Raw genomic sequence first — 20417 nt, forward strand, 5'->3', positions numbered from 1 at the left:
GCTCCCACATCAGCGCTTTCTGGCTATCCGTGTAGTAGATCCTGGGTCGCCGCTTCATCTGCAACACTCCTTCCGCCTATGCGGTGGTTAGTGTGTTGCATCGACCGGTTGAATCCGCCGCCCCTAGCTGACGCTGAGCCGGATGCCTGTAAAACGCCCCATGTGGTCACTTACCCATACCGCGTATTACGCTGTTCGGTTACAGTCCCCACCCCCAGCCACCCCGTTGGCTGCCACCAATCGGCCCGCTGTGTCCTAACCCCTCCCAAGAACAAAATGCTGTTGACTGATGTTGCCGTCGAGCACGTGCTGGTGTCCAAGAAGACCGGGGTTCGGCAGACCTTTGTGCTGCATCCATTTACCGACACGCAGCGCGAATCGTTGGGCAAGTTCGAGCTGGTGCGCGACGTGCCCGAGCCCGGGCGCAAGGACGTGCGGCGCTCCACCTACGTGAGCGCGGCGCAGCTGGCCGAGCTGGTGGCCAAGGGTCTGCTGGACCAGCACAACTGCTACGTGCGCATGTGCCCGGCGCAGGGCAAGTACCCCGGGGCGAACAACCCCATCAAGAAGCTGCTGCCCGGCAACATCCGCGCAGGCTCCCCGTTCGCTGCCGCCATTGCAGCGGTAGACGTTTCCGTACCCGCCAGCCGCGAACTGCGCACCGCCTTGCTGCGCATTGGCGTGAAGCTGTAGTGGCATTGCCTGCGGACGATGCCGACCGCACACAAGTCAAACTGTTGATCTGGCAGGGTGCAGGGGCTGCTGCACTAAGTGACTGATCGGCTCCGCTGCGTTTGGGCAAGCATGCTTGCTTCACCAAGGCCCGTCTACCGCTCAGTCGCCCTTCAAGCCGAAGCTACTCAGGATCGTCTTGATCTCACCGCTTTTCTTCATCTCGACAATGGCTTTGGTGATCTGTGCCATGGTCTGCGTATCGACACTTTTTTTCGAAAATGCGTTCACGAAGTTTTGAGGAACGCCTTCCAGGACCACGTCGAGGTCCAGCTTGATCTTTGCGGCTTCATGGGCCAATACCGCGTCGCCACCAATGATGGCGCCTTTCTCGCCATAACGGCCAGCCTGCAGCTTCTTGACCAGCGTCTCATTGTTGTTCTCGTCAATGAGGGTCATGTGCGTTGCCTCTTTCTGATGCTCCTTGGCAATGTTCAGGCTCGATGAGGCGCGGACGCCACCCACCGTCCATCCATCCAGGTCCTTCAATGCGTGGACCTTGGGGAACTTGTCCCTGGCTCCAAAGTAGGAGACCTTGGACACAACGACCGTGGGCGAGAAATGGGCATAGGCGGACCGTTCGGCATTGGGTATCAAGCTCAGCATGCCGTCAGCCGAACCGTCCTGAAGCATCATGATGCCGCGTGCCAGCGGCACGCTGCTGAACGTGCATTGGTACTTGAGCCGCTCGCACACCCGCTTCATCACTTCGACCATGCCGCCCTTGAGCTCACCGCCCTCGCTCCAGTTGAACGGCGGATACTCCTGCGCGACAAGCGTCAGGTCTTTCGCCATGACCGTTGTCGAGAGCGCGAAAATTGCCAGCCAGGCAGTAGTCTTCCTCATGCGGCTTCTCCAGTGGCTTCGCCGTTAGTGCGGACCGTGCCGTTGCAGGCCCCCATTCGTCAGCGCAGTATGACGGGTATCGGGCAGGGTATCAATGGAAGTCTGGCCTTGCCGTCGACGAGCCCGTTGCAGCCAGGATGGTCGGATTGCTCAAACGATGGCGAGTGGGCGGCTGTGGCGTACCGCCCAGAGGTAGTTCGCAAACACAAGCACGAATAGAGCATCCATTGCGATTGCCGGCCCTGCGCTGCCGAGGTAGCGGCTGCCCTGCGCCAGCACCAGGCCCACGAACACCAGCTTGCTGACGCCCGCCACCACCAGCACCAGCGCGCGCTGGGCCGGGTGGTAGGCGCCGTAGACCAGCATGGCGCCTACCAGGGCCACCAGTGCGCCCCAGCTGCGCACCACCAGTTCTGCCAGCGGGCCCTGCACCGTGTCGCCGAAGGTGGCTTGCAGGGCCAGGTGGGGGGCGATGGCGGCCAGCAGCATGGTGCTGGTCAGCGCGCCGGCCAGCAGCATCAGGCCTTTGATGTGGTCAACGATCCAGGTCATGGGAACTCTCCAGAGAATGCAGGGGAAGCAGATGGTGGGAAGTCTATTGATGCAAATCGTTCGCGTATAGGCACTTCATGGCATAAGATTCATTCCATATGGGAAACAATGACCGTCCCCCCAACTGGCCCGCCTTGCAGGCGTTTTGCCGCGTGGTCGAGCAGCGGTCGTTCACCGCCGCGGCGCGCCATCTGGGGCTCACGGGCGGGGCTGTGAGCAAGCTGGTGGCCCAGCTGGAAGCCGATGTGGGGGTGCAGCTGCTGCAGCGCACCACGCGCAGCCTGCAGGTCACCGAAGCGGGGCAGCGCTTCTACGGCGCCGCCGTGCGCCTGCAGGAAGACCTGCACAGCGCGCTGGACGACGCCCGGGGCAGCGGTGCCAGCGCGGCGGGGCGGTTGCGCGTGGCGGTGCCTACCTCGTTTGCGCTGATGTGGCTGGCCCGGCAGGTGCCCGCCTTCCTGCAGGCGCACCCGCAGCTCACGCTCGACCTGGACCTGAACGACCGCTACGTCGACCTGGTGGCCGAGGGCATGGACTGCGCCATCCGCATCGCCACCGCCTTGCCCGACTCCAGCCTGGTGGCGCGGCCGCTGGGTGCCGTGCAGCGCGTGCTGGTGGCCGCGCCCGGCTACCTGGCCAGCGCACCGTCCCTGGCCTCGCCCGAAGACCTGCTGCAGCACGCCTGCCTCATCTACACCCAGACCGACAGCCCCGGCCTGTGGCCGCTGCGTGGCACGCGCGGTGGCGCCCCCGTGCAGGTGCAGGGCCGCCTGCGGGTGAACAACAGCGTGGTGCTGCGCGACGCGCTGCTGGCCGGGCAGGGCGTCACGCTCACGCCGCGCTTTGTGGTGCACGACCTGCTGGCCAGTGGCGCGCTGGTTGAGCTGCTGCCAGGGCACCGCCCGGCGCCGCTGCGCATCTACGGTGTGGTGGCACAGCAGCGCCACCTGCCGCGCAAGGTGCAGGTGTTTCTGGACTTCGTGGCGCAGCTGCTGGCTGCCAGTGGCGAATTCGCGGCGCACGAGACGGCACAATAGCCCGCTGGCCAGTTCGCAAGCGCTTTACAGTTGCTACCAATTTGGTAGCTTCCTGCGCAATTCCTGTGAGGGCTGCAGCCTGTTTTTACTGGAAACGGTAGCCCTGTCGGCTGCCGACAGGGAATGTTTAGGGGGGATGGTCCGATGGAAAGCTTTCTGCGCCGCTATACCGAGCTGCCGTACGTCATTGAGTTCCTGCACACGGAGCAGCTGGCCCTGCTGAATCCCGCCAGCTGGGACGACCGCAACGACTCCTTCTACATCGAGGAATACGCCCGCCGCGCAGGGGTGCGGTCGGTGTATGCGCTTTGCCTGGCCGACGGGGCCGAGACCTACCACCACTGGCGCGTGTTCTCGCATGGCTCCGGTGGTGTCTGCATCCAATTCCGGCGCGAGCAGTTCCTGGCCGCCGTGGCACAGGCACCCGGGCTGCGCGCGCAGGCGGTGCAGTACAGGACGCTCAACGAGCTGCAGGCGGCCGCCCCGACGCTGGACGAGCTGCCCTACCTCAAGCGCCACGCGTTCCAGGACGAGAGCGAATTCCGCCTGTTCCACGCCAGCCCACAGGCCGGCCCGCCCGTGCACCGCATTGCCATGCCGCGCAGCACGGTGGACCGCATCATCCTGAGCCCGTGGCTGCCGCGAACGGTGGCCCAGCATGTGAAGCAGACGCTGAAGTCCCTGCCCGGGTGTTCGCGGCTCAAGGTCTACCACTCCACGCTGGTGGAAAACCAGAACTGGAAGAAGTTCGCCCATGGTGGCGCCTGAAGGCAGGCGCGGGCCACGACCACGGCCGCAGCTACCTGCGGTACGCCTTGTGATTGCTTCTATTTTGATAGCTGCCTGCGCAATTCCTGTGCGGGCTGCAGCCACTTTTGAGCAGGTAAAGGCGGCGTACCAGCCGTCCGACCGGCTGCTGCTGGACCGCCGTGGCGAGTTGCTGCACCGGCTGCGGGTGGATGCCACCGTGCGCCGGGGGCAGTGGGTGGCGCTGGCCGACGTGTCGCCCGCACTGCGCACGGCGCTGGTGCTCAGCGAAGACCGGCGCTTCTACGAGCACAGCGGGGTCGACTGGCAGGCCGTGGGCGCGGCCGCCTGGGCCAACCTGTGGAACACCCGCACGCGCGGTGCCTCCACCATCACCATGCAGCTGGCGGGTTTGCTCGAAGAGGACCTGGCGCGCGCCCGGGGTGGGCGCAGCGCGGTGCAGAAGCTCGGGCAGGCGGTGTCGGCCACGGCGCTGGAGCGCAGCTGGCGCAAGGACCAGATACTGGAGGCCTACCTGAACCTCGTGCCCTTCAAGGGCGAGCTGGTGGGGCTGGATGCACTGAGCCGCACGCTGTTCGGCAAGGCCGCGCATGGCCTGGACGCGAGCGAGGCCGCGGTGGCTGCCGCCCTGGTGCGCGCACCCAATGCGCCGCCGGCGCAGGTGGCCAAGCGTGCCTGTGCCGTACTGCAGAGCCTGCAGGCCAGTGGCGCAGATTGCAGCGCGCTGGAGGTGTTCACCCTGGCGGCGCTGCAGCGCCGCGCGTTCGACGCCAGCGAAGGCGTGGCACCGCACGTGGCGCGCCAGTTGCTACCCGGCGCGCGCACGCTGGCGGTGCGCAGCACGCTGCTGGCGCCCCTGCAGCGCTTTGCCCAAGGCACCTTGCAGCAGCACTTGCGCGAACTATCCGGCCGCCATGTGGAAGACGGCGCCGTGCTGGTGCTGGACAACGCCAGCGGCGAGGTGCTGGCCTGGGTCGGGTCCTCGGGCCTGCTCAGCGACGCGGCCGAGCTCGACTTTGTGACCGCTTTGCGCCAGCCCGGCTCCACGCTCAAGCCCTTTCTCTATGCCCAGGCCATTGCCGAGCGGCGCATCACGGCGGCCTCGCTGCTCGAAGACTCGGGGACGCAGATACCCACGCCCGGGGGCCTGTACATCCCGCAGAACTACGACCGCCAGTTCAAGGGCTGGGTGTCGGCCCGCACGGCGCTGGGGGCCTCGCTCAACGTGCCGGCCGTGCGCACCCTGGTCATGGTGTCGCCCGACGCCTTCCACAAGCAGCTGGTGCGCCTGGGGCTTCCGCTGAAGGAGAGCGGCGACTACTACGGCTACAGCCTGGCCCTGGGCAGCGCCGAGGTGTCGCTGCTGGCGCTCACCAACGCCTACCGGGCGCTGGCCAACGGCGGGCGCGCCAGTGCCACGCGGCTGCAGGCTGGTGCCGCACCGTCATTCCACAGCGCGCTCGACGCCCGCGCCGCCTTCGTGGTGGGCGACATGCTGTCCGACACCAACGCCCGCGCCCGCACCTTCGGCACCGACAGCGTGCTGGCCACGCGCTTTTGGACCGCCGTGAAGACCGGCACCAGCAAGGACATGCGCGACAACTGGGCCGTGGGCTGGTCGCAACGCTACACCGTGGGTGTGTGGGTGGGCAATGCCAGCGGCGCACCCATGTGGGACGTGAGCGGTACTAGCGGCGCGGCCCCGGTGTGGGCCGCCGTCATGGGTTACCTGCACCGCAGTACGCCCAGCAAGGCCCCGGCCGCACCGGCCGGGCTGGTGCAGCAGCAGGTGCAGTTCGCGGCGCCGGGCACGGGCGCGCCGGTGGAGGCTGCGCGCAGCGAGTGGTTCCTGGCGGGCACCGAGCAGCCTCGTTTTGCTATTAAAACAGGAGCTTCTGGCGCAATTTCCATGGGGGCTGGAGGCCAAAAATGCACCCAGGACGGGGGCGTGGCGGCGCGCATCACGGCTCCGGCCCCGGGCACCATCGTGGCGTTGGACCCGGACATACCGCCGCAGCGCCAGCGCCTGAACTTCACGGCGCAAGGGTCCGCTACCCGCTGGCGCATCGACGGCAAGGCCGTAGGGCAGGGCACCACGTTGGCTTGGCTACCGTGGCCGGGGCGCCACCGGGTGCAGCTTGTGGATGCGGCCGGTCAGGTGTGTGACGAGATACGCATCGAGGTGCGCGGTGCCGGGCTTACCGCCGCCGGGCGCAGCCGCGCGGACGCGGCCCGGCGCTAGGCCAGTTACTGCAGCAGCAAGGTGTTGCCACCGCCCGCACCGGCGGCGAGCTTGAAGGTGCTGACCACCTGGGCCAGCTCGGTGGCTTGCTCGCTCATGCTCGATGCGGCGGCGGCACCCTGTTCCACCAGGGCAGCGTTCTGCTGCGTCATCTGGTCCAGGTTGGCAATGGCGGAGTTGATCTGCTGCACGCCGTCGGCCTGCTCGGTGGCGGCTACCGACATCTCGCCGATGATCTCGCGCACCTTCACCACATTGGCCACGATTTCCTCCATGGTGCTGCCGGCCTGGCCCACCAGGCTGGAGCCATGTTCCACCTTCGAAACGCTGTCGCTGATCAGGCCCTTGATTTCCTTGGCGGCCTCGGCACTGCGCTGGGCCAGCGAGCGCACTTCGCTGGCCACCACGGCAAAGCCGCGGCCCTGCTCGCCCGCACGGGCCGCTTCCACCGCGGCGTTCAGCGCCAGGATGTTGGTCTGGAAGGCAATGCCGTCGATGACGCCGATGATGTCGTTGATCTTGCGCGAGGCGTGGTTGATCTCGGCCATGGTGCTCACCACCTGACCCACCACTTCGCCGCCCTGCTGGGCACTGCGTTCGGCCTCGGAGGCCAGTTGGGTGGCCACGCGCGCGGAGTCGGCCGACTGCTTGATCGCGCCCGACATTTCCTCCATGCTCGACGCGGTTTCTTCGAGGTTGCTGGCAGTTTGCTCGGTGCGGGCCGAGAGGTCGTGGTTGCCGGTTGCCACTTCGGAGGCGGCCAGCTGGATGCCGTCGGCCGCCTCGCGCACCTTGCTGATCACGCCCACCAGCGAGTTCTGCATGCGCTCCAGCACCTGCGTCATGTGGGCCAGTTCGTCGTTGCCTTGGGCCAATGGGGGGCGCTTGGTCAGGTCACCACCGGCCATGTGCTCGGCAAACTCGGCCACGCCATGCACCGGCTGCACGATGGAGTGCGCCATGCGCCAGCCCAGCAGCACGGCGGTCGTGACGCTCAGTGCGCCGATGACCAGTAGCGCAGTGGTGATGGCAGTCATGGCGCCGTTGATCTTGCCAAACACCTCCGTGCCGCCCTTTTGCAGCGCTGCGTCGATGCCTGCCAGCATGTCGTACATGGGCTTGAAACCCTTTTCCGAGGCCTGCATGGCCTCCCAGGCCTCGGCATTGGTTGCGTACTGATTGGCCAGCAGCTTCTCCACCACGGGGTTTACCGCGGCGCGGTATTCCTGCAGGTAGCCGCGAAACGCCGCCAGGTTCTTCTTCTGCTCTTCGGTGATGGGCGCATTGGCGAAATTGTCCCCAGCACCATCGAGCAGCTTCTGCTGTGCGTCCCATTCCGCCTTGAGCGCCTTGATGACCTCGGGCTTGCCCATCGCCGCCACCATGCCGTTGTGGGCGATCTTGCTTTCCAGGATGCCGTACTTGGCCTTGGCCGTGATGATGTTGATCGGAATGAGCTTGCCGGTGATGCCGTCCAGGCCTTTCATGGCCACGTTCAGGCCAAACCAGCCAATGCCGATCACGGCGATGGACAGCACCACCAGCAATCCAAAGCCTGCATAGAGGCGGGTTCCGATCTTTACGCGGGTCAGCATGGTCTCGTCTCCAGAATAAATGCGCTCCAGTGGAGAAGTATCGGCACATTTGGCGCGCAATGTACAGCGGGTGACTACCTATACTCGGCTCCATGACATCGATCGTTTCCCTGGCCGCCCGGTGGGTGGCATGGATGGTGGGCTGGCTGCTTCTGGCCGCAGGTTATGCCTGGGCGGGCGAAGCCCGTGTGGCCGTGGCCGCCAACATGTCAGCGCCCATGCAGCAACTGCAGGCCGAGTTCGGCCGCGCCACCGGCCACACACTGGTGGTGGCCGTGGGCGCCACCGGCAAGCTGCAGGCGCAGATCGTCAACGGGGCACCCTTCGATGTGTTGGTGTCGGCCGACGACGAAGCGCCCAAGCGCCTGGAAGCCGGCGGCCAGGCCGTGGCGGGTACACGCCTGACCTATGCCATAGGGCGGCTGGTGCTGTGGAGTGCGACGCCGGGACTGGTCGATGCCCAGGGCCAGGTGCTGAGCCAGGGAAATTTCAGGCATCTGGCGCTGGCCAACCCGCAAACCGCACCCTACGGCGCGGCGGCCGTGGAGGTGATGGACAAGCTGGGCCTGCGTGCGCGCCTGCAGCCGCGTTGGGTGCAGGGTGAAAGCGTGGCCCAGGCCTGGCAGTTCGTGGCCAGCGGCAATGCCGAACTGGGCTTCGTGGCGGCCTCGCAGGTCCTGCGCAACCAGCAACCGCTGGGTGGTTCGGTCTGGTTGGTGCCCAGTAGCTTGCACACCCCCCTCCTGCAGGATGCCGTGTTGCTGCAGCGTGGGCGGGACAATGACGCCGCCAAAGCGTTCCTGGCGTTCCTGCGCAGCGATGCGGCGCGCCAGGTGCTGCGCAGTTATGGCTTCGAGGAACCGGCAAGACCATGAGCGTGACACTGTCTGCCCAGGACTGGTCGGCCATCGTGCTGAGTGCCGAACTGGCCACGGCCACAACCGTGCTGCTGCTGGTGCTGGCCACGCCCGTGGCCTGGTGGCTGGCGCACACCACGTCGCGCGCCCGCGCCTTGGTGGCTGCCGTCGTGGCCTTGCCGCTGGTGCTGCCGCCGACGGTGCTGGGCTTCTACTTGCTGGTCAGCCTGGGGCCGCAGGGCTGGGTCGGGCAGGCCATGCAGTCGCTCGGCCTGGACCTGCTGCCCTTCAGTTTTGGCGGCTTGCTGTTGGGCTCGCTCATTTACTCGTTGCCCTTTGCCGTGCAGCCGCTGCAGCATGCGTTTGAATCCATGGGGCAGCGCCCGATGGAAGTGGCTGCCACCCTGCGCGCCAGTCCCTGGCAGGCCTTCTGGCGCGTGGCGCTGCCGATGGCACGCCCCGGCTACGTGAGTGCCGCCGTGCTCACCTTTGCGCACACGGTGGGCGAGTTCGGCGTGGTGCTCATGCTCGGAGGCAATATTCCGGGGCAGACCCAGGTGGTGTCGACTCAGATTTACGGCCATGTCGAAGCGCTCGAATATGGGCAGGCCCATGCCTTGTCCTTGGGCATGGTGGTGTTTGCACTGCTGGTGCTGTGGTTGCTGCACGCTGCCAATGGCCGCCGCCGCGGGTTGCTCACATGAGCGGAGCGGCCCAGCGCATCCTGCTGCAGTGGCAGCGTGGCAACTTTGCGCTCGACGTCGACCTGCACCTCCCTGCGCAAGGCATTGCGGTGCTGTACGGCCCTTCGGGGTGCGGCAAGACCAGCCTGCTGCGTTGCGTAGCGGGGCTCGAGCGCGCGCGCAACGCATTGGTGCAGTTGGGTGGTACGACCTGGCAGGACGACGCCCAGGGCGTTTTCGTACCGGTACACCAGCGCGCGCTGGGCTATGTGTTCCAGGAGGCCAGCCTGTTCGCCCACCTGTCGGTGCGCGAGAACATTCTCTTCGGTGCCGCGCATTGGCGCGGGGCCGCGCTGCCGACGTCCGTGGAAGAGGTCATTGCACTGCTGGGCATTGGCCGCCTGCTCGATAGGGGCGTCTCGGGCCTTTCCGGCGGCGAGCGCCAGCGCGTGGCGATTGCCCGCGCACTGGCCAGCGAACCACAGGTGCTGCTGTTGGATGAGCCCTTGTCGGCGCTGGACGGCGCGCGCCGCCAGGAACTGCTGCCTTGGCTGGAGCGGCTGCGCGACGCACTGCACATTCCCATGCTGTACGTGACCCACGCGGCTGACGAAGTGGCGCGGCTGGCCGATACCCTGGTGGTCATGGAGGCCGGGCGTGTGCGCGCCTGCGGCCCGGTCGCCGAGGTATTGGCGCAGGTAGACGCCCCCGTGGTGCTGGGCGAGGACGCCGGGGCCCTGCTGCTGGGGCAGGTGCAGCAGTGCGATACCCGATGGCACCTGGCCGCCGTGCAGTGCGCCGGTGCCACGCTGTGGCTGCGTGACACGGGGCTGGCCTTGGGCCAGCGCGTGCGCGTGCGCGTGCTGGCGCGCGACGTGAGCCTGTCGTTGGCGCCGCTGCAGGACAGCTCGATCCAGAACGCCATGCCCTGCATGGTGCGTGCCATCGCGCCCGGTGCCCACCCCTCGCAGGCCTTGGTGCAGCTGCAGTTGGAGCGCGGCGGACAGGGCGCAGACGGTGCCTTGCTGCTGGCCCGCGTCACCTGCCGCGCGGTCGATGCTCTGGGTCTGGTACCGGGGCGTGCGGTATGGGCGCACATCAAGTCCGTCGGTCTGGTGGGCTGAAGCCGCATGCGGCGCAATGCTGCGGTGAAAATTTTTGCACCTTGATTGACGGGGTGGCGTCTACAGTTCAAAGCATTGCAACGCGCTGCGGCGCTGGAGCCTGCCATGACCACTGCTTCCCTGATGCCTACCCTGTTCGTGTCGCACGGTGCGCCGCTGTTTGCGCTGGAGCCCGGTGAGACCGGCCCGGCCCTGGCCCAGTGGGCGGCCGCCCAGGCCCCCGCGCCGCGCGCCATCGTGGTCATGTCACCCCATTGGATGGCGCGTGGCCCCGCGGTCATGACCAGCCCCACTCCGACCACTTGGCACGACTTTGGCGGCTTTCCTCGTCCGCTGTATGCGCTGCAGTATCCGGCGCTGGGTCAACCCGCCGTAGCACAGCGCGTGCAGGACTTGCTGGCCCAGGCCGGCATGCCAGCTCAGCCCGACCCCCAGCGTCCTTTCGACCATGGCACCTGGGTGCCCCTGATGCACCTGTACCCGCAAGCGGACATTCCCGTGGTGCAGGTGGCGCTGCCCATGGGCTTTGGCCCGAAAGAGGTGTTCGCCATGGGGCAGGCACTGCAGAGTCTGCGCAGTGAAGGCATCCTGGTCATGGGCAGTGGCGCCATGACGCACAACCTGGGTGAGTTCGGAGCTTTCGACGGCAGCCAGGCTGCGCCCTATGCGGTGGAGTTCAGTCGCTGGGTGGAGGCGGCGGTGCGGCGGGGCGACGCGACCGCCCTGCTGAACTACCGTGAGTTGGCCCCGCATGCCCACCGCGCGCACCCCACAGAAGATCATTTCCTGCCGCTGTTCTTCACCTTGGGCGCTGCGGGCTGGGGCCAGGAGGGCAGTGCCCCCTCGCTGGATTACCTGAGCCGCGAAATTCTCTACGGCATGCTGTCCATGGACGCGATGGCGCTGCACTGATCACTCTTGCGGCACCTGCCGCAACCCAGTGCGGGTATGTGGGGCTGGCGATGGGTGAGGCTTCGTGATACCGTGCTCCTTCCCCCACAAGGTGGTGCATGGACCTGACCCTTTTCCACTCCAATGCCGCTGAGTCGTTCGCACAGGCGAACGGCGTGCTGGAGGCCGCCGTGGCCTGGTTGCTGTGGCGCCAGGTGCATGTGCGCAAGGAGTGGGCGCTGGACTGGCTGGCACTGAGCATGCTGTGCGCTGCCGTGATCAACATCGGCACCCCGATACTGGTCACGCCCAACATCGGGCGTCCAAGCGCCGTCTCGGTGTCTTTGGCGATCCAGATTGTGGTGGGGTATGCCAGCCTGGCCTCCATGGTGGCGGGGCTCGTGGCCTATTGCGAGTACTCGCGCCGCCCACCCTTGCACCTGTTCCTGTTTCTGTGGGTGTCGCTTCCTGTTCTCACCGTAGCCGCCTGGGGCGCGGGCCTGCGTTCGTTCGGCGACTGGCTGGCGCTGGCATTGTTTGCCTATCTGGCCTGGATGGTGTGGAACACCGGTCGGCGCTTCGCTGGTGTAGGGCATACCACACTGGCGGCGGCCTTGCTGGGATACCCCTTGTCCATGTTCCTGCTGCAGGCCTTTGACATGGCGCCTGAGCACATCCGTTACCTGGCCTCGTCGCCCTATACCCTGATCGGTGTGGTGTTGCTGTCGGTTACCCTGAACCGCCAGACCCAGGAGCGCGACCGGGCCCGCAGCGCGCTGGCAGCCCTCAACGCCGAGCTGGAACAGCGTGTACTGGAGCGCACCCTGGAGCTGGAACACAACGTGGAGCAACTCAAGCGCGCACAGAAGCAACTGGTCCAAAGTGAAAAGCTCGCCGCCTTGGGTAGTCTCGTGGCGGGGGTGGCCCATGAGCTCAATACCCCGCTTGGAAATGTGCGGGTCGCGGCCTCCGCCTTGCTGGAGCGTGCGTTGGCGGTACAAGGGGCGAACGCCGCAGGGCAATTGCGCCGCAGCCAGTTGGAAGACTTCCTGAACGAGGCCGGCCAGATGAGTGCTCTGATCGACCGCGGCAGCCAGCGTGCTGCAGAGTTGGTGGCAACCTTCAAGCGCGTATCGGTGGACCAATCCAGCATGCAACGGCGCACATTCCGCTTGGCACAGGTGGTGCAGGACACCCACCAGGTCATGCTCCCCAGCCTCAAGCGCCTGCCGCTGGGTTGGGCGCTGGACGTGCCGGTATCGCTGGAGCTGGACAGTTACCCCGGGGCCGTGGAGCAGGTACTGAGCAACCTGTTCCAGAATGCAGCCGTGCATGGCCTCGGAGACCGAACCTCCCTGCAGCTGCATGTCTGTGCCCGGCCGCAGGACAGGGATTTCCCGGGGGTGCTGCTGGAGGTGTCGGATGACGGCGTCGGCATGCCATCCGACGTGGCACAGCGGGCATTCGACCCCTACTTCTCCACCCGCTTCGGGCAAGGAGGCTCGGGGCTGGGCTTGTACATCGTGCATGGGCTCGTTACTGGGGCCCTGGGAGGCGAGATCACCCTGACGACCCAGCCGGGCCAGGGCGCGCGATTCAGCCTGTGGCTGCCTTTGCAGGCCCCCCACGTCACTCCCCAATAGGCAGGTGTCCTTGGAGGGCGCAGCGTGATGGCTACCCATGCCAATCATGCAAGGCCGGCTGCGGTACAGTGGTGCCTCACGTTGGAGAGAGAGCATGATTGTGGACCAACAGTACGTTGCGCTGGAACCTGGGCAGGTCGATGCGACCGTGCAGGCCTGGCAGGCACGGTATCCCGACCTGGGCCTGCTGGTGCTGCTGCCGGAGCAGGAACAAGTTGCCGTACCGTGGCTGCAGGAGGTGTGTCGCACACGCGCCATTCCACTCATGGGTGCCATCTTCCCGGCGTTGGTGGTCGAGGACGGTTTCCGATCGCAGGGGGCGTGGCTGGTGTGTTTCGATACCTGCCCGTCGCATGTGCTGCAAGCCCCTCTGGACGAGGCGGGCAGGGAGCAACTGCGTGCCTGGACTGCAGATGTCGTGCAGCGCGGTGTGCACCGGCCCACCGTGTTCTTCGTCTTCGATGCCATGATTCCTGACATAGGTACCGTCCTGGACGGACTGCATCTGGGGCTCGATACCCCTGCGCACTATGTCGGTGTCAATGCTGGCAGTGAAACCTTCACCGACATGCCCTGTCTGTTTGATGCCGAGCGACTGCTGGGCCATGGTGTGCTGGCCATCAACCTGGGAGCGCAAGTGGTCACGGCGGTACGGCACGCCTATCCGGTGTCCCAAGCGTTGATGCGTGCGACGGCCGCTCAGGGCAACCGGATACTCCAGATTGATGGGCGCCCTGCGTTCGAGGTCTATCAGGAAGTCGTTGCCCGGGAATATAGGGTGGCACTGACCCGTGAGAATTTCTACGACTATGCCGTGCATTTCCCATTCGGGGTGATCACCGTGGTCGATGTGCTGGTGCGCATTCCGGTGGGATTGGGTGAGGACCAGTCCCTGTTCTGTGTGGGCGAGATCGCGCCCCATGCAGCCCTGCGGCTGCTGCGGGCTCCCCACCTGCAGGACAGCGAGTGCGTGCATGAACTGTTAAGCACCTTGGGTCAGGGCCTGCGCCAGGCCAACGCCGCGCAACGTGGCCTGATGACGTTCTACTGCGCTGGGCGCAGGATGCACTTCGGGGGCGATGCCGACACGGAGTTGGCGGGCTTGCGTCGCGATGGCGGTGTCCCACACCTGTTCGGAGCCCTCTCGTTGGGGGAAATCGACAGCATAGAGGACCTGGACGCTCCCCGGTTCCACAACGCTGCGCTGGTGTGCGTGGCCTCCCCCTGAAATCGGCCTGCGCGACGTCAGCCCGGGGGCGGCTGCTGCATCTGCCGTTCCAGCTCGGCAATTCTGGCGCGGGCCTCGTCACCTTCGGGAATCGGCTCTCCGCCGTCACGCCACTGCACCGCGGCCTTGAACCCATGGGTCTGCGCATAGCGACGGAACCACAGGCCCTCGGGGTTGTGGCGCGTGATGCCGTCGAACACCGTGGCCATCATCTGGGTCTGCTCCAGGCCCATGCTGAGCATCACCTGGTTGACCACCATCTTGTGCATGGCCAGGTGGCCGCTGGGCACACCCGCAATGCGGCTGGCCAGACGCATGGTTTCGGCTTCCAACTGGTCTAGCGGCACTGCTGCATTGGCCAGGCCCCACTCGGCGGCCTTGCTGCCGCTGATCACATCACCCGTGAACATGAGCTGCTTGGCGCGCGTGGGGCCCAGACGGTAGGTCCACATGGCGGTGGTGGGGCAGCCCCACACGCGCGTGGGCATGTAGCCGATGCGTGCATCCTCGGCCATCACCATCAGGTCGCAGCACAGGGCAATGTCGCTGCCCCCGGCCACGGCCGCGCCATGCACCTTGGCAATGGTGGGTTTGGGACTTTTCCACAGGCTCATGAAGTCTTCGGTGTTGCGCTTCATGGTGGCGTAGTCGACCATCGGATCCCAGGGTGTCTTCTCCTGCTGGCACGGGTGTTCGATGTGCGACTCAGCCGAGCCGGCCAGGTCGTAGCCGCCGCAAAAGCCCTTGCCTGCGCCTTCCACCACGATGACGTGGATGTCGCTCTGCGCATTGGCCCAGTCCACGGCAGCGCGGATCTCGCGTGGCGTGTCGTCGGTGATCGCGTTGAGCCGCTCGGGGCGGTTCAGCAGCAGGCGGGCAACGCGCGGATTGGTAGCGTCGGCATCGATGCGCAGGGTGGAGAAGGTGGGCATGGGCAAACCTCGTGCTGGCGTTTTGATTGGTGGACAAATACTAGGGGTGTCGGGCGCCCCTGCCCATGCCAACAAACCCGCACCGGGACGCCTGGGTGACAGGCTTCCTGTCCGGAAGTTCCAGTGAAATGGGCTGCAGCCCGGGTGGAATGTGCGTAATGCGCTACTGATTCAGTAGCAACTGGAAGGAGCGAACTGGCCGGCCTACATCAGCTCCACGCCCCAGCGGCGCAGGCAGTAGGCGAAGGCGGCGAAACACAGGCTGGTGAGCGCGGCGCTGGCCAGCAGCGTGGGCCAGAAGCCCAGGCGTGGCAGCAGCCAGGGAAAGGCCAGGAACATCGGCAACGTGGGCACCACGTACCAGAAGGTGTACCAGGCGTGGTTGGCAATCTTCTCCTGCGGTTGGCCTTCGACATAGAGCCACACCAGGGTCAGGAAGGTCACGAGCGGAAGCGCCGCCATCAGGGCCCCGAGCTTGTCGCTGCGTTTGGCGAGTTCGGACACCGCCACCACCACGGCGGCGGTGATCAGGTATTTGGTGATGATCCACGGCATGCCACCATCGTAGCGGCAATGATCCGCCGGCGTGTGCCGTGCTTGCGCAAGCTTGGATGGCCCCGGGGAAACGGGCGATGCAAAAAGTGGCGGTTGCTGTCATACTGCCTCGCCGGCAGGTTTCAAACGGCCTGCCGCTGCGGCTTGCCAGGGCGGCAGCCGGACGCAATAAATGAGAACTTGGAGACTGAAACCATGGCGACAGCTGTTGGAACTTCTGGGACCACTGCGGGCATTTGGGGCCCAGGTGTGCGGTTGATGGGGAGCATTCGATTTCCCGCCAAGGCGCTCCTGATCACGCTGGTTTTCCTGGTGCCCATTCTGGTACTCGGCTATTCGTTCGTCAGCAACCAGACAGCCCAGATTGCGACGGCGCAGAAGGAGCGCTTGGGGGTTGACGCCTACCGGGAGATCGGTCCGCTGCTTTCTGCAGTGGTGCGTGTGCGTAATGCCACGCGGGCCAATCTGGGTGGTTTTGACGCCACTGCCGAGTTCGACGCGGCTTCCAAGGACGTGGATGCACAGCTGGAGCGCTTCGACAGGTTTGTCGCTACCTCCGGTGATCCCTTGGATGTACAGACACACCTGAATACACTGAAGCAGGCCTGGGCCAAGGCACGGGCGGTTCCCAAAGGTGTCGATGCCGATGGCAAGACGGTGTTTGGCCCCGTATCGGCCGCCCTGGTGGAGTTGACCGGGCATCTCGGTGACGAATCGACCCTGGTGCTGGATCCGGACCTCGATTCCTACTACCTGTTCTCCACCCTTGCGCTCCTGCCACAGCTGAAGGAAGACCTGGGCCAGTTGTGGGGCTGGGGCACCTATGCACTGGCGCAGCACCAGTCTGCCAAGAAGACCCTCGACCTGAAAGACGTCAAGCGCTATGCCGTCTGGGCCCATGGTGCCGCCAAGGAACTGGATGATGCGAGCGAAAACCTGAAGAAATCGCTCGCCGCGACCCCCGCGACGGAGTCCAGTCTTGACATGGCCATGTTCAAGGACGTCCAGTCCTTCATTGAGATGGCCAAAGACAGCGATGCGCTGCTGGTGAAGGAAGGGCTGACTGCGGTGCAATACTTTGCCCAGGGGCAGGCTGCCGTGAAGCGAGTCGACGACTTTGCCGCCAAGGGCTGGCCGGCCCTGGACGGTTTGCTGCTTCAGCGCATTGCGACCCTGCAGGGCAAGCTGCAGGCCGTGTTGGCCCTGATCGTGGTGCTTCTGGTGGTGGCAGCCTACCTGTTCATGAGCTTCTATGTCCACACCCGCAAGGACCTGGCAGCCCTGGAACAGCACCTGGATGAACTGGCCCATGGTGACCTGAGCAACCCGCCGCAGCCGCCCAGTTCGCGCGACGAGGTCTCCAAGGTGTTGTTGTCCCTGCGCGATGTCCATGCGGTGCTGGGGCGTTTCCAGCAGGCCCAGGAGGAAATGGCGCGCCAGCATGCCGCTGGCATGCTGGATTACCGCATGGCGGCCTCCAACCTTCCGGGGGGCTTCGCCACCATGGCGCAGTACGTCAACGAACTGGTGCAGTCGCACATCGAAGTGACCCAGCGGGTCGTCGACGTGGTGGGCGGCTATGCCGACGGACGCTTCGACGTGACGCTGGAGCGCATGCCGGGCCAGAAGGCCCGCATCTGCGAAGCGGTGGAAAAGGTACAGCAGGGTCTGCGGGCTGCGGCCCAGGCAGCGGTTGAGAACCTGCGCGTGGTGCAGGCGCTGAACAAGGCCAGCACCAACGTGATGATTGCCGATGCCAACCTCAACATCGTGTTCATGAACGATACGGTGCAGGACATGATGCGACGCAATGAAAGCGAATTGCGCAAGGTGTTGCCCCGGTTCGATGCGAACCGCCTGATCGGGCAGAACATTGACGTGTTCCACCGCAATCCGGCCCACCAGCGAGGCTTGCTGGCCGCACTCAAGACCAGTTACCGCACCCAGATCCAGGTGGGTAGCCTGTACTTCGGCCTCAACGCCAGCCCGATTCTGAGTGCCCAAGGAGAACGCCTGGGTACGGTGGTCGAGTGGTTCGACCGAACGGCCGAGGTGAAGGCCGAAAACGAGGTGGCAGCGCTGGTGAAGGCCGCTTCCGAGGGCGAGTTCGCCATACGCCTGGATCAGGCTGGCAAGACCGGATTCTTCGCTACCCTTGCCGAAGGCATGAACCAGGTGATGGACAACAGTGAGCGGGGTCTCAACGACATCGCCCGCCTGCTTGAGGCCTTCGCCACGGGGGATCTGTCTCAGCGTATCGAACGCGACTACCAGGGCCTGTTCGGCAAGGTCAAGGACAGTGCGAACGCGACGGCCGAGAACCTGGCCCGCGTGCTCGCCGAAGTGCGTGCGGCGGCCGACGCCGTGACGAATGCCGCAGGGCAAGTCTCGGCCACGGCACAGAGCCTGAGCCAGGCTGCCAGCGAGCAGGCCGCCAGCGTGGAGGAAACCACGGCCCAGATCGACACCATGAGTGCCTCGATCAGCCAGAACAGCGACAACGCCAAGGTCACCGATGGCATGGCCACCAAGACCAGCAAGGAAGCAGTGGAAGGCGGTGCAGCGGTGAACCAGACGGTGGGGGCCATGAAACAGATCGCCGCCAAGATCGGCATCGTCGACGACATTGCCTACCAGACCAACCTGCTGGCGCTCAATGCGGCCATCGAGGCGGCGAGGGCGGGAGAGCATGGCAAGGGCTTTGCGGTGGTGGCGGCGGAGGTGCGCAAGCTGGCCGAGCGCAGCCAGGAAGCGGCCAAGGAAATTGGCGAACTGGCGGGCAACTCGGTGACCACGGCGGAGCGTGCGGGCAAGCTGCTCGACGAGATCGTGCCCAGCATCCAGAAGACCAGCGAGCTGGTGCAGGAGATTGCTGCGGCCAGTGCCGAGCAAAGCGAAAGCGTGGTGCAGATTGGTGGGGCCATGGGGCAACTCTCCAAGGCCACACAACAGAACGCCAGTGCCTCGGAGCAGTTGGCAGCGACGAGCGAGGAGCTCAGTGGGCAAGCCGAGCAACTGCAGGAAAGCGTTGCGTTTTTCCGTGTCGGCGATGGCCGTGCCAGGCCATCGGGCCTGGCCTCGCTGCCCAGCGGTCGCCGCGAGGCCGATCGCTCTCGCCCGTTCGTGCCGCGCATCGGGCAATGAGTGGCACCAGCGTAAGCCCCTTTCCTGATCGGGTCAGCACCTCAGTGCGGGGCCCGTAGCAAGGGTTGGTGGACCTTGTCGTCGGTTGGGACGGTCAGCACTCCACAATGTTCACGGCCAGCCCGCCGCGGGCCGTTTCCTTGTACTTGGTCTTCATGTCGGCGCCGGTGTCGCGCATGGTCTTGATGACCTTGTCCAGGCTCACGAAGTGGCTGCCGTCGCCGCGCAGGGCCATGCGTGCGGCGTTGATGGCCTTCACCGAGGCAATGGCATTGCGTTCGATGCACGGTATCTGCACCAGCCCGCCCACCGGGTCGCAGGTCAGGCCCAGGTGGTGTTCCATGCCGATCTCGGCGGCGTTCTCCACCTGCTCGGGCGTACCACCCAGCACCGCGCACAGGGCACCGGCGGCCATGGAGCAGGCCACGCCCACCTCGCCCTGGCAGCCTACCTCGGCGCCGCTGATGCTGGCGTTTTCCTTGTACAGGATGCCGATGGCCGCCGCCGTGAGCAGGAAGTCGTGCACGCCCTGGCTGGAGGCCTGCGGCACGAAACGCGTGTAGTAGTGCAACACGGCCGGGATGATGCCGGCCGCGCCGTTCGTGGGGGCGGTGACCACACGTCCGCCAGCGGCGTTCTCCTCGTTCACCGCCAGGGCGTAGAGGTTGACCCAGTCCAGCACCTGCAACGGGTCGCGCAGTGCTTCTTCGGGTTTGGATGTGAGCGCATCGCGCAGCGCCTTGGCACGGCGCTTGACCTTGAAGCCACCGGGCAGCACACCTTCGGTGGCACAACCGCGCTGCACGCAGGCCTGCATCACCTGCCAGATGCGCTCCAGCCCGGCGTCGATCTCGGCGTCGCTGCGCCAATGTTGTTCGTTGCGGCGCATCACCTGGGCGATGGTCAGGCGCCGCGCCCGGCACTGCGCCAGCAACTGCTCGCCCGTGGTAAAGGGCATGGGCAGTACCGTGGCGTCGGGGGCAATCACCTTCTGGCGCGCGCCGTCGGCCGCCACCTCATCGCTGACGATGAAGCCGCCACCCACCGAGTAGTAGGTGCGCTCGCACAGCGCCGTACCCGCCGCATCGAAGGCTTGCAGCCGCATGCCGTTGGCATGGAAGGGCAGGGCTGCGCGCATGAACAGCAGGTCGTCTTTTTCGTTGAAGGCAATGGTGTGGCCACCGGGCAAGGTGAGGCGCTTGTGGGTACGCACGTCGGCCAGGTAGGCGGCAATGTGGTCCACCTCGACCGTATCGGGCTCGTGCCCCATCAGCCCCAGCAGCACGGCGGTGTCGCTGCCGTGGCCCTTGCCTGTGGCCCCGAGCGAGCCATGCAGCCAGCAGCGCACGGTGGCCGTTTTGTCCAGCACCCCCTCGGACTCCAGACGCAGCGCAAACAACCGCGCGGCCCGCATGGGGCCCACAGTGTGTGAGCTGCTGGGGCCAATGCCGATCTTGAACAGGTCGAATACGGAAACTGCCATGGGGGTATTCCTTTCAGAGAGGCCGGGCTTGAATTGAATCGCGGTTTGCTGGCGCCGTCGGCCGCGTGGCAAGGCCGGTGATTATTGCCGCTCCGTTCGTTCGAA

17 protein-coding genes are annotated in these 20417 nt (G+C 65.7%); 11 read left to right on the top strand and 6 right to left on the bottom strand.

Features of this window, described 5'->3' with window-relative positions; translation table 11 throughout:
* Positions 1 to 276: 276 nt before the first annotated feature.
* Entirely contained in the window at positions 277 to 693 is a 417-nt protein-coding gene (locus tag RQP54_RS13180) for a hypothetical protein (RefSeq protein ID WP_315678839.1), read from the top strand.
* A gap of 141 nt (positions 694 to 834) precedes the next feature.
* On the opposite strand, the gene RQP54_RS13185 is transcribed toward RQP54_RS13180, so the two are convergent.
* Both RQP54_RS13185 and RQP54_RS13190 read right to left on the bottom strand, forming a co-directional pair.
* A complete protein-coding gene (locus RQP54_RS13185; protein ID WP_315678840.1) occupies positions 835 to 1578 on the bottom strand; it encodes a substrate-binding periplasmic protein in 744 nt (247 codons plus the stop codon).
* A 150-nt stretch (positions 1579 to 1728) separates the two neighbouring features.
* Entirely contained in the window at positions 1729 to 2130 is a 402-nt protein-coding gene (locus RQP54_RS13190; protein ID WP_315678841.1) for a hypothetical protein, read from the bottom strand.
* A gap of 98 nt (positions 2131 to 2228) precedes the next feature.
* Between RQP54_RS13190 and RQP54_RS13195 the strand changes: the two genes are divergently transcribed.
* The 3 genes from RQP54_RS13195 to pbpC all read left to right on the top strand — a co-directional run bounded on the left by RQP54_RS13195 (position 2229) and on the right by pbpC (position 6177).
* Complete coding sequence (locus tag RQP54_RS13195) at positions 2229 to 3167, top strand: LysR family transcriptional regulator (RefSeq protein WP_315678842.1); 939 nt, start codon at positions 2229 to 2231, stop codon at positions 3165 to 3167.
* Positions 3168 to 3311: 144 nt separating this feature from the next.
* A complete protein-coding gene (locus RQP54_RS13200) occupies positions 3312 to 3935 on the top strand; it encodes a DUF2971 domain-containing protein (protein ID WP_315678843.1) in 624 nt (207 codons plus the stop codon).
* A complete protein-coding gene (pbpC, locus tag RQP54_RS13205) occupies positions 3922 to 6177 on the top strand; it encodes a penicillin-binding protein 1C (RefSeq protein ID WP_315678844.1) in 2256 nt (751 codons plus the stop codon). Before RQP54_RS13200 ends, pbpC begins: the two co-directional genes overlap by 14 nt.
* A gap of 5 nt (positions 6178 to 6182) precedes the next feature.
* On the opposite strand, the gene RQP54_RS13210 is transcribed toward pbpC, so the two are convergent.
* Positions 6183 to 7772 (bottom strand): methyl-accepting chemotaxis protein, encoded by a 1590-nt coding sequence (locus tag RQP54_RS13210; RefSeq protein ID WP_315678845.1) that lies wholly within the window; start codon positions 7770 to 7772, stop codon positions 6183 to 6185.
* Positions 7773 to 7864: 92 nt separating this feature from the next.
* Between RQP54_RS13210 and modA the strand changes: the two genes are divergently transcribed.
* The 6 genes from modA (at position 7865) to RQP54_RS13240 (ending at position 14198) form a co-directional block, all read left to right on the top strand.
* Entirely contained in the window at positions 7865 to 8647 is a 783-nt protein-coding gene (gene modA, locus RQP54_RS13215) for a molybdate ABC transporter substrate-binding protein (RefSeq protein WP_315678846.1), read from the top strand.
* Positions 8648 to 8649: 2 nt separating this feature from the next.
* Complete coding sequence (modB, locus tag RQP54_RS13220; protein ID WP_315679338.1) at positions 8650 to 9333, top strand: molybdate ABC transporter permease subunit; 684 nt, start codon at positions 8650 to 8652, stop codon at positions 9331 to 9333.
* Positions 9330 to 10436: a molybdenum ABC transporter ATP-binding protein gene (modC, locus tag RQP54_RS13225; RefSeq protein ID WP_315678847.1), complete on the top strand. Its 1107-nt coding sequence runs from the start codon at positions 9330 to 9332 to the stop codon at positions 10434 to 10436. Before modB ends, modC begins: the two co-directional genes overlap by 4 nt.
* A gap of 105 nt (positions 10437 to 10541) precedes the next feature.
* Positions 10542 to 11348, top strand: coding sequence for a class III extradiol ring-cleavage dioxygenase (locus RQP54_RS13230; protein WP_315678848.1), 807 nt, complete (start codon positions 10542 to 10544; stop codon positions 11346 to 11348).
* Positions 11349 to 11446: 98 nt separating this feature from the next.
* Positions 11447 to 12970 carry a HAMP domain-containing sensor histidine kinase gene (locus RQP54_RS13235; RefSeq protein ID WP_315678849.1) on the top strand — a complete coding sequence of 508 codons (1524 nt, stop codon included), beginning with the start codon at positions 11447 to 11449 and terminating at the stop codon, positions 12968 to 12970.
* A gap of 94 nt (positions 12971 to 13064) precedes the next feature.
* Positions 13065 to 14198, top strand: a complete 1134-nt coding sequence (locus RQP54_RS13240) for an FIST signal transduction protein (RefSeq protein WP_315678850.1) — start codon at positions 13065 to 13067, stop codon at positions 14196 to 14198.
* A 17-nt stretch (positions 14199 to 14215) separates the two neighbouring features.
* Here RQP54_RS13240 and RQP54_RS13245 read toward each other — a convergent pair whose 3' ends face one another.
* Together RQP54_RS13245 and RQP54_RS13250 are read right to left on the bottom strand one after the other, a co-directional pair.
* Positions 14216 to 15130 carry a crotonase/enoyl-CoA hydratase family protein gene (locus tag RQP54_RS13245; RefSeq protein WP_315678851.1) on the bottom strand — a complete coding sequence of 305 codons (915 nt, stop codon included), beginning with the start codon at positions 15128 to 15130 and terminating at the stop codon, positions 14216 to 14218.
* A gap of 204 nt (positions 15131 to 15334) precedes the next feature.
* Positions 15335 to 15685 (bottom strand): DUF3147 family protein, encoded by a 351-nt coding sequence (locus RQP54_RS13250; protein WP_315678852.1) that lies wholly within the window; start codon positions 15683 to 15685, stop codon positions 15335 to 15337.
* Positions 15686 to 15943: 258 nt separating this feature from the next.
* On the opposite strand from RQP54_RS13250, the gene RQP54_RS13255 reads away from it, so the two are divergent.
* On the top strand, positions 15944 to 18829 hold the full coding sequence (locus tag RQP54_RS13255; protein ID WP_315678853.1) for a methyl-accepting chemotaxis protein: 2886 nt from the start codon (positions 15944 to 15946) through the stop codon (positions 18827 to 18829).
* A 94-nt stretch (positions 18830 to 18923) separates the two neighbouring features.
* Here RQP54_RS13255 and RQP54_RS13260 read toward each other — a convergent pair whose 3' ends face one another.
* Positions 18924 to 20312 (bottom strand): L-serine ammonia-lyase, encoded by a 1389-nt coding sequence (locus RQP54_RS13260; RefSeq protein WP_315678854.1) that lies wholly within the window; start codon positions 20310 to 20312, stop codon positions 18924 to 18926.
* Between the last annotated feature and the right edge of the window lie 105 nt (positions 20313 to 20417).

The sequence above is a fragment of the Curvibacter sp. APW13 genome (assembly GCF_032337135.1).
Lineage (GTDB): Bacteria > Pseudomonadota > Gammaproteobacteria > Burkholderiales > Burkholderiaceae_C > Allorhodoferax.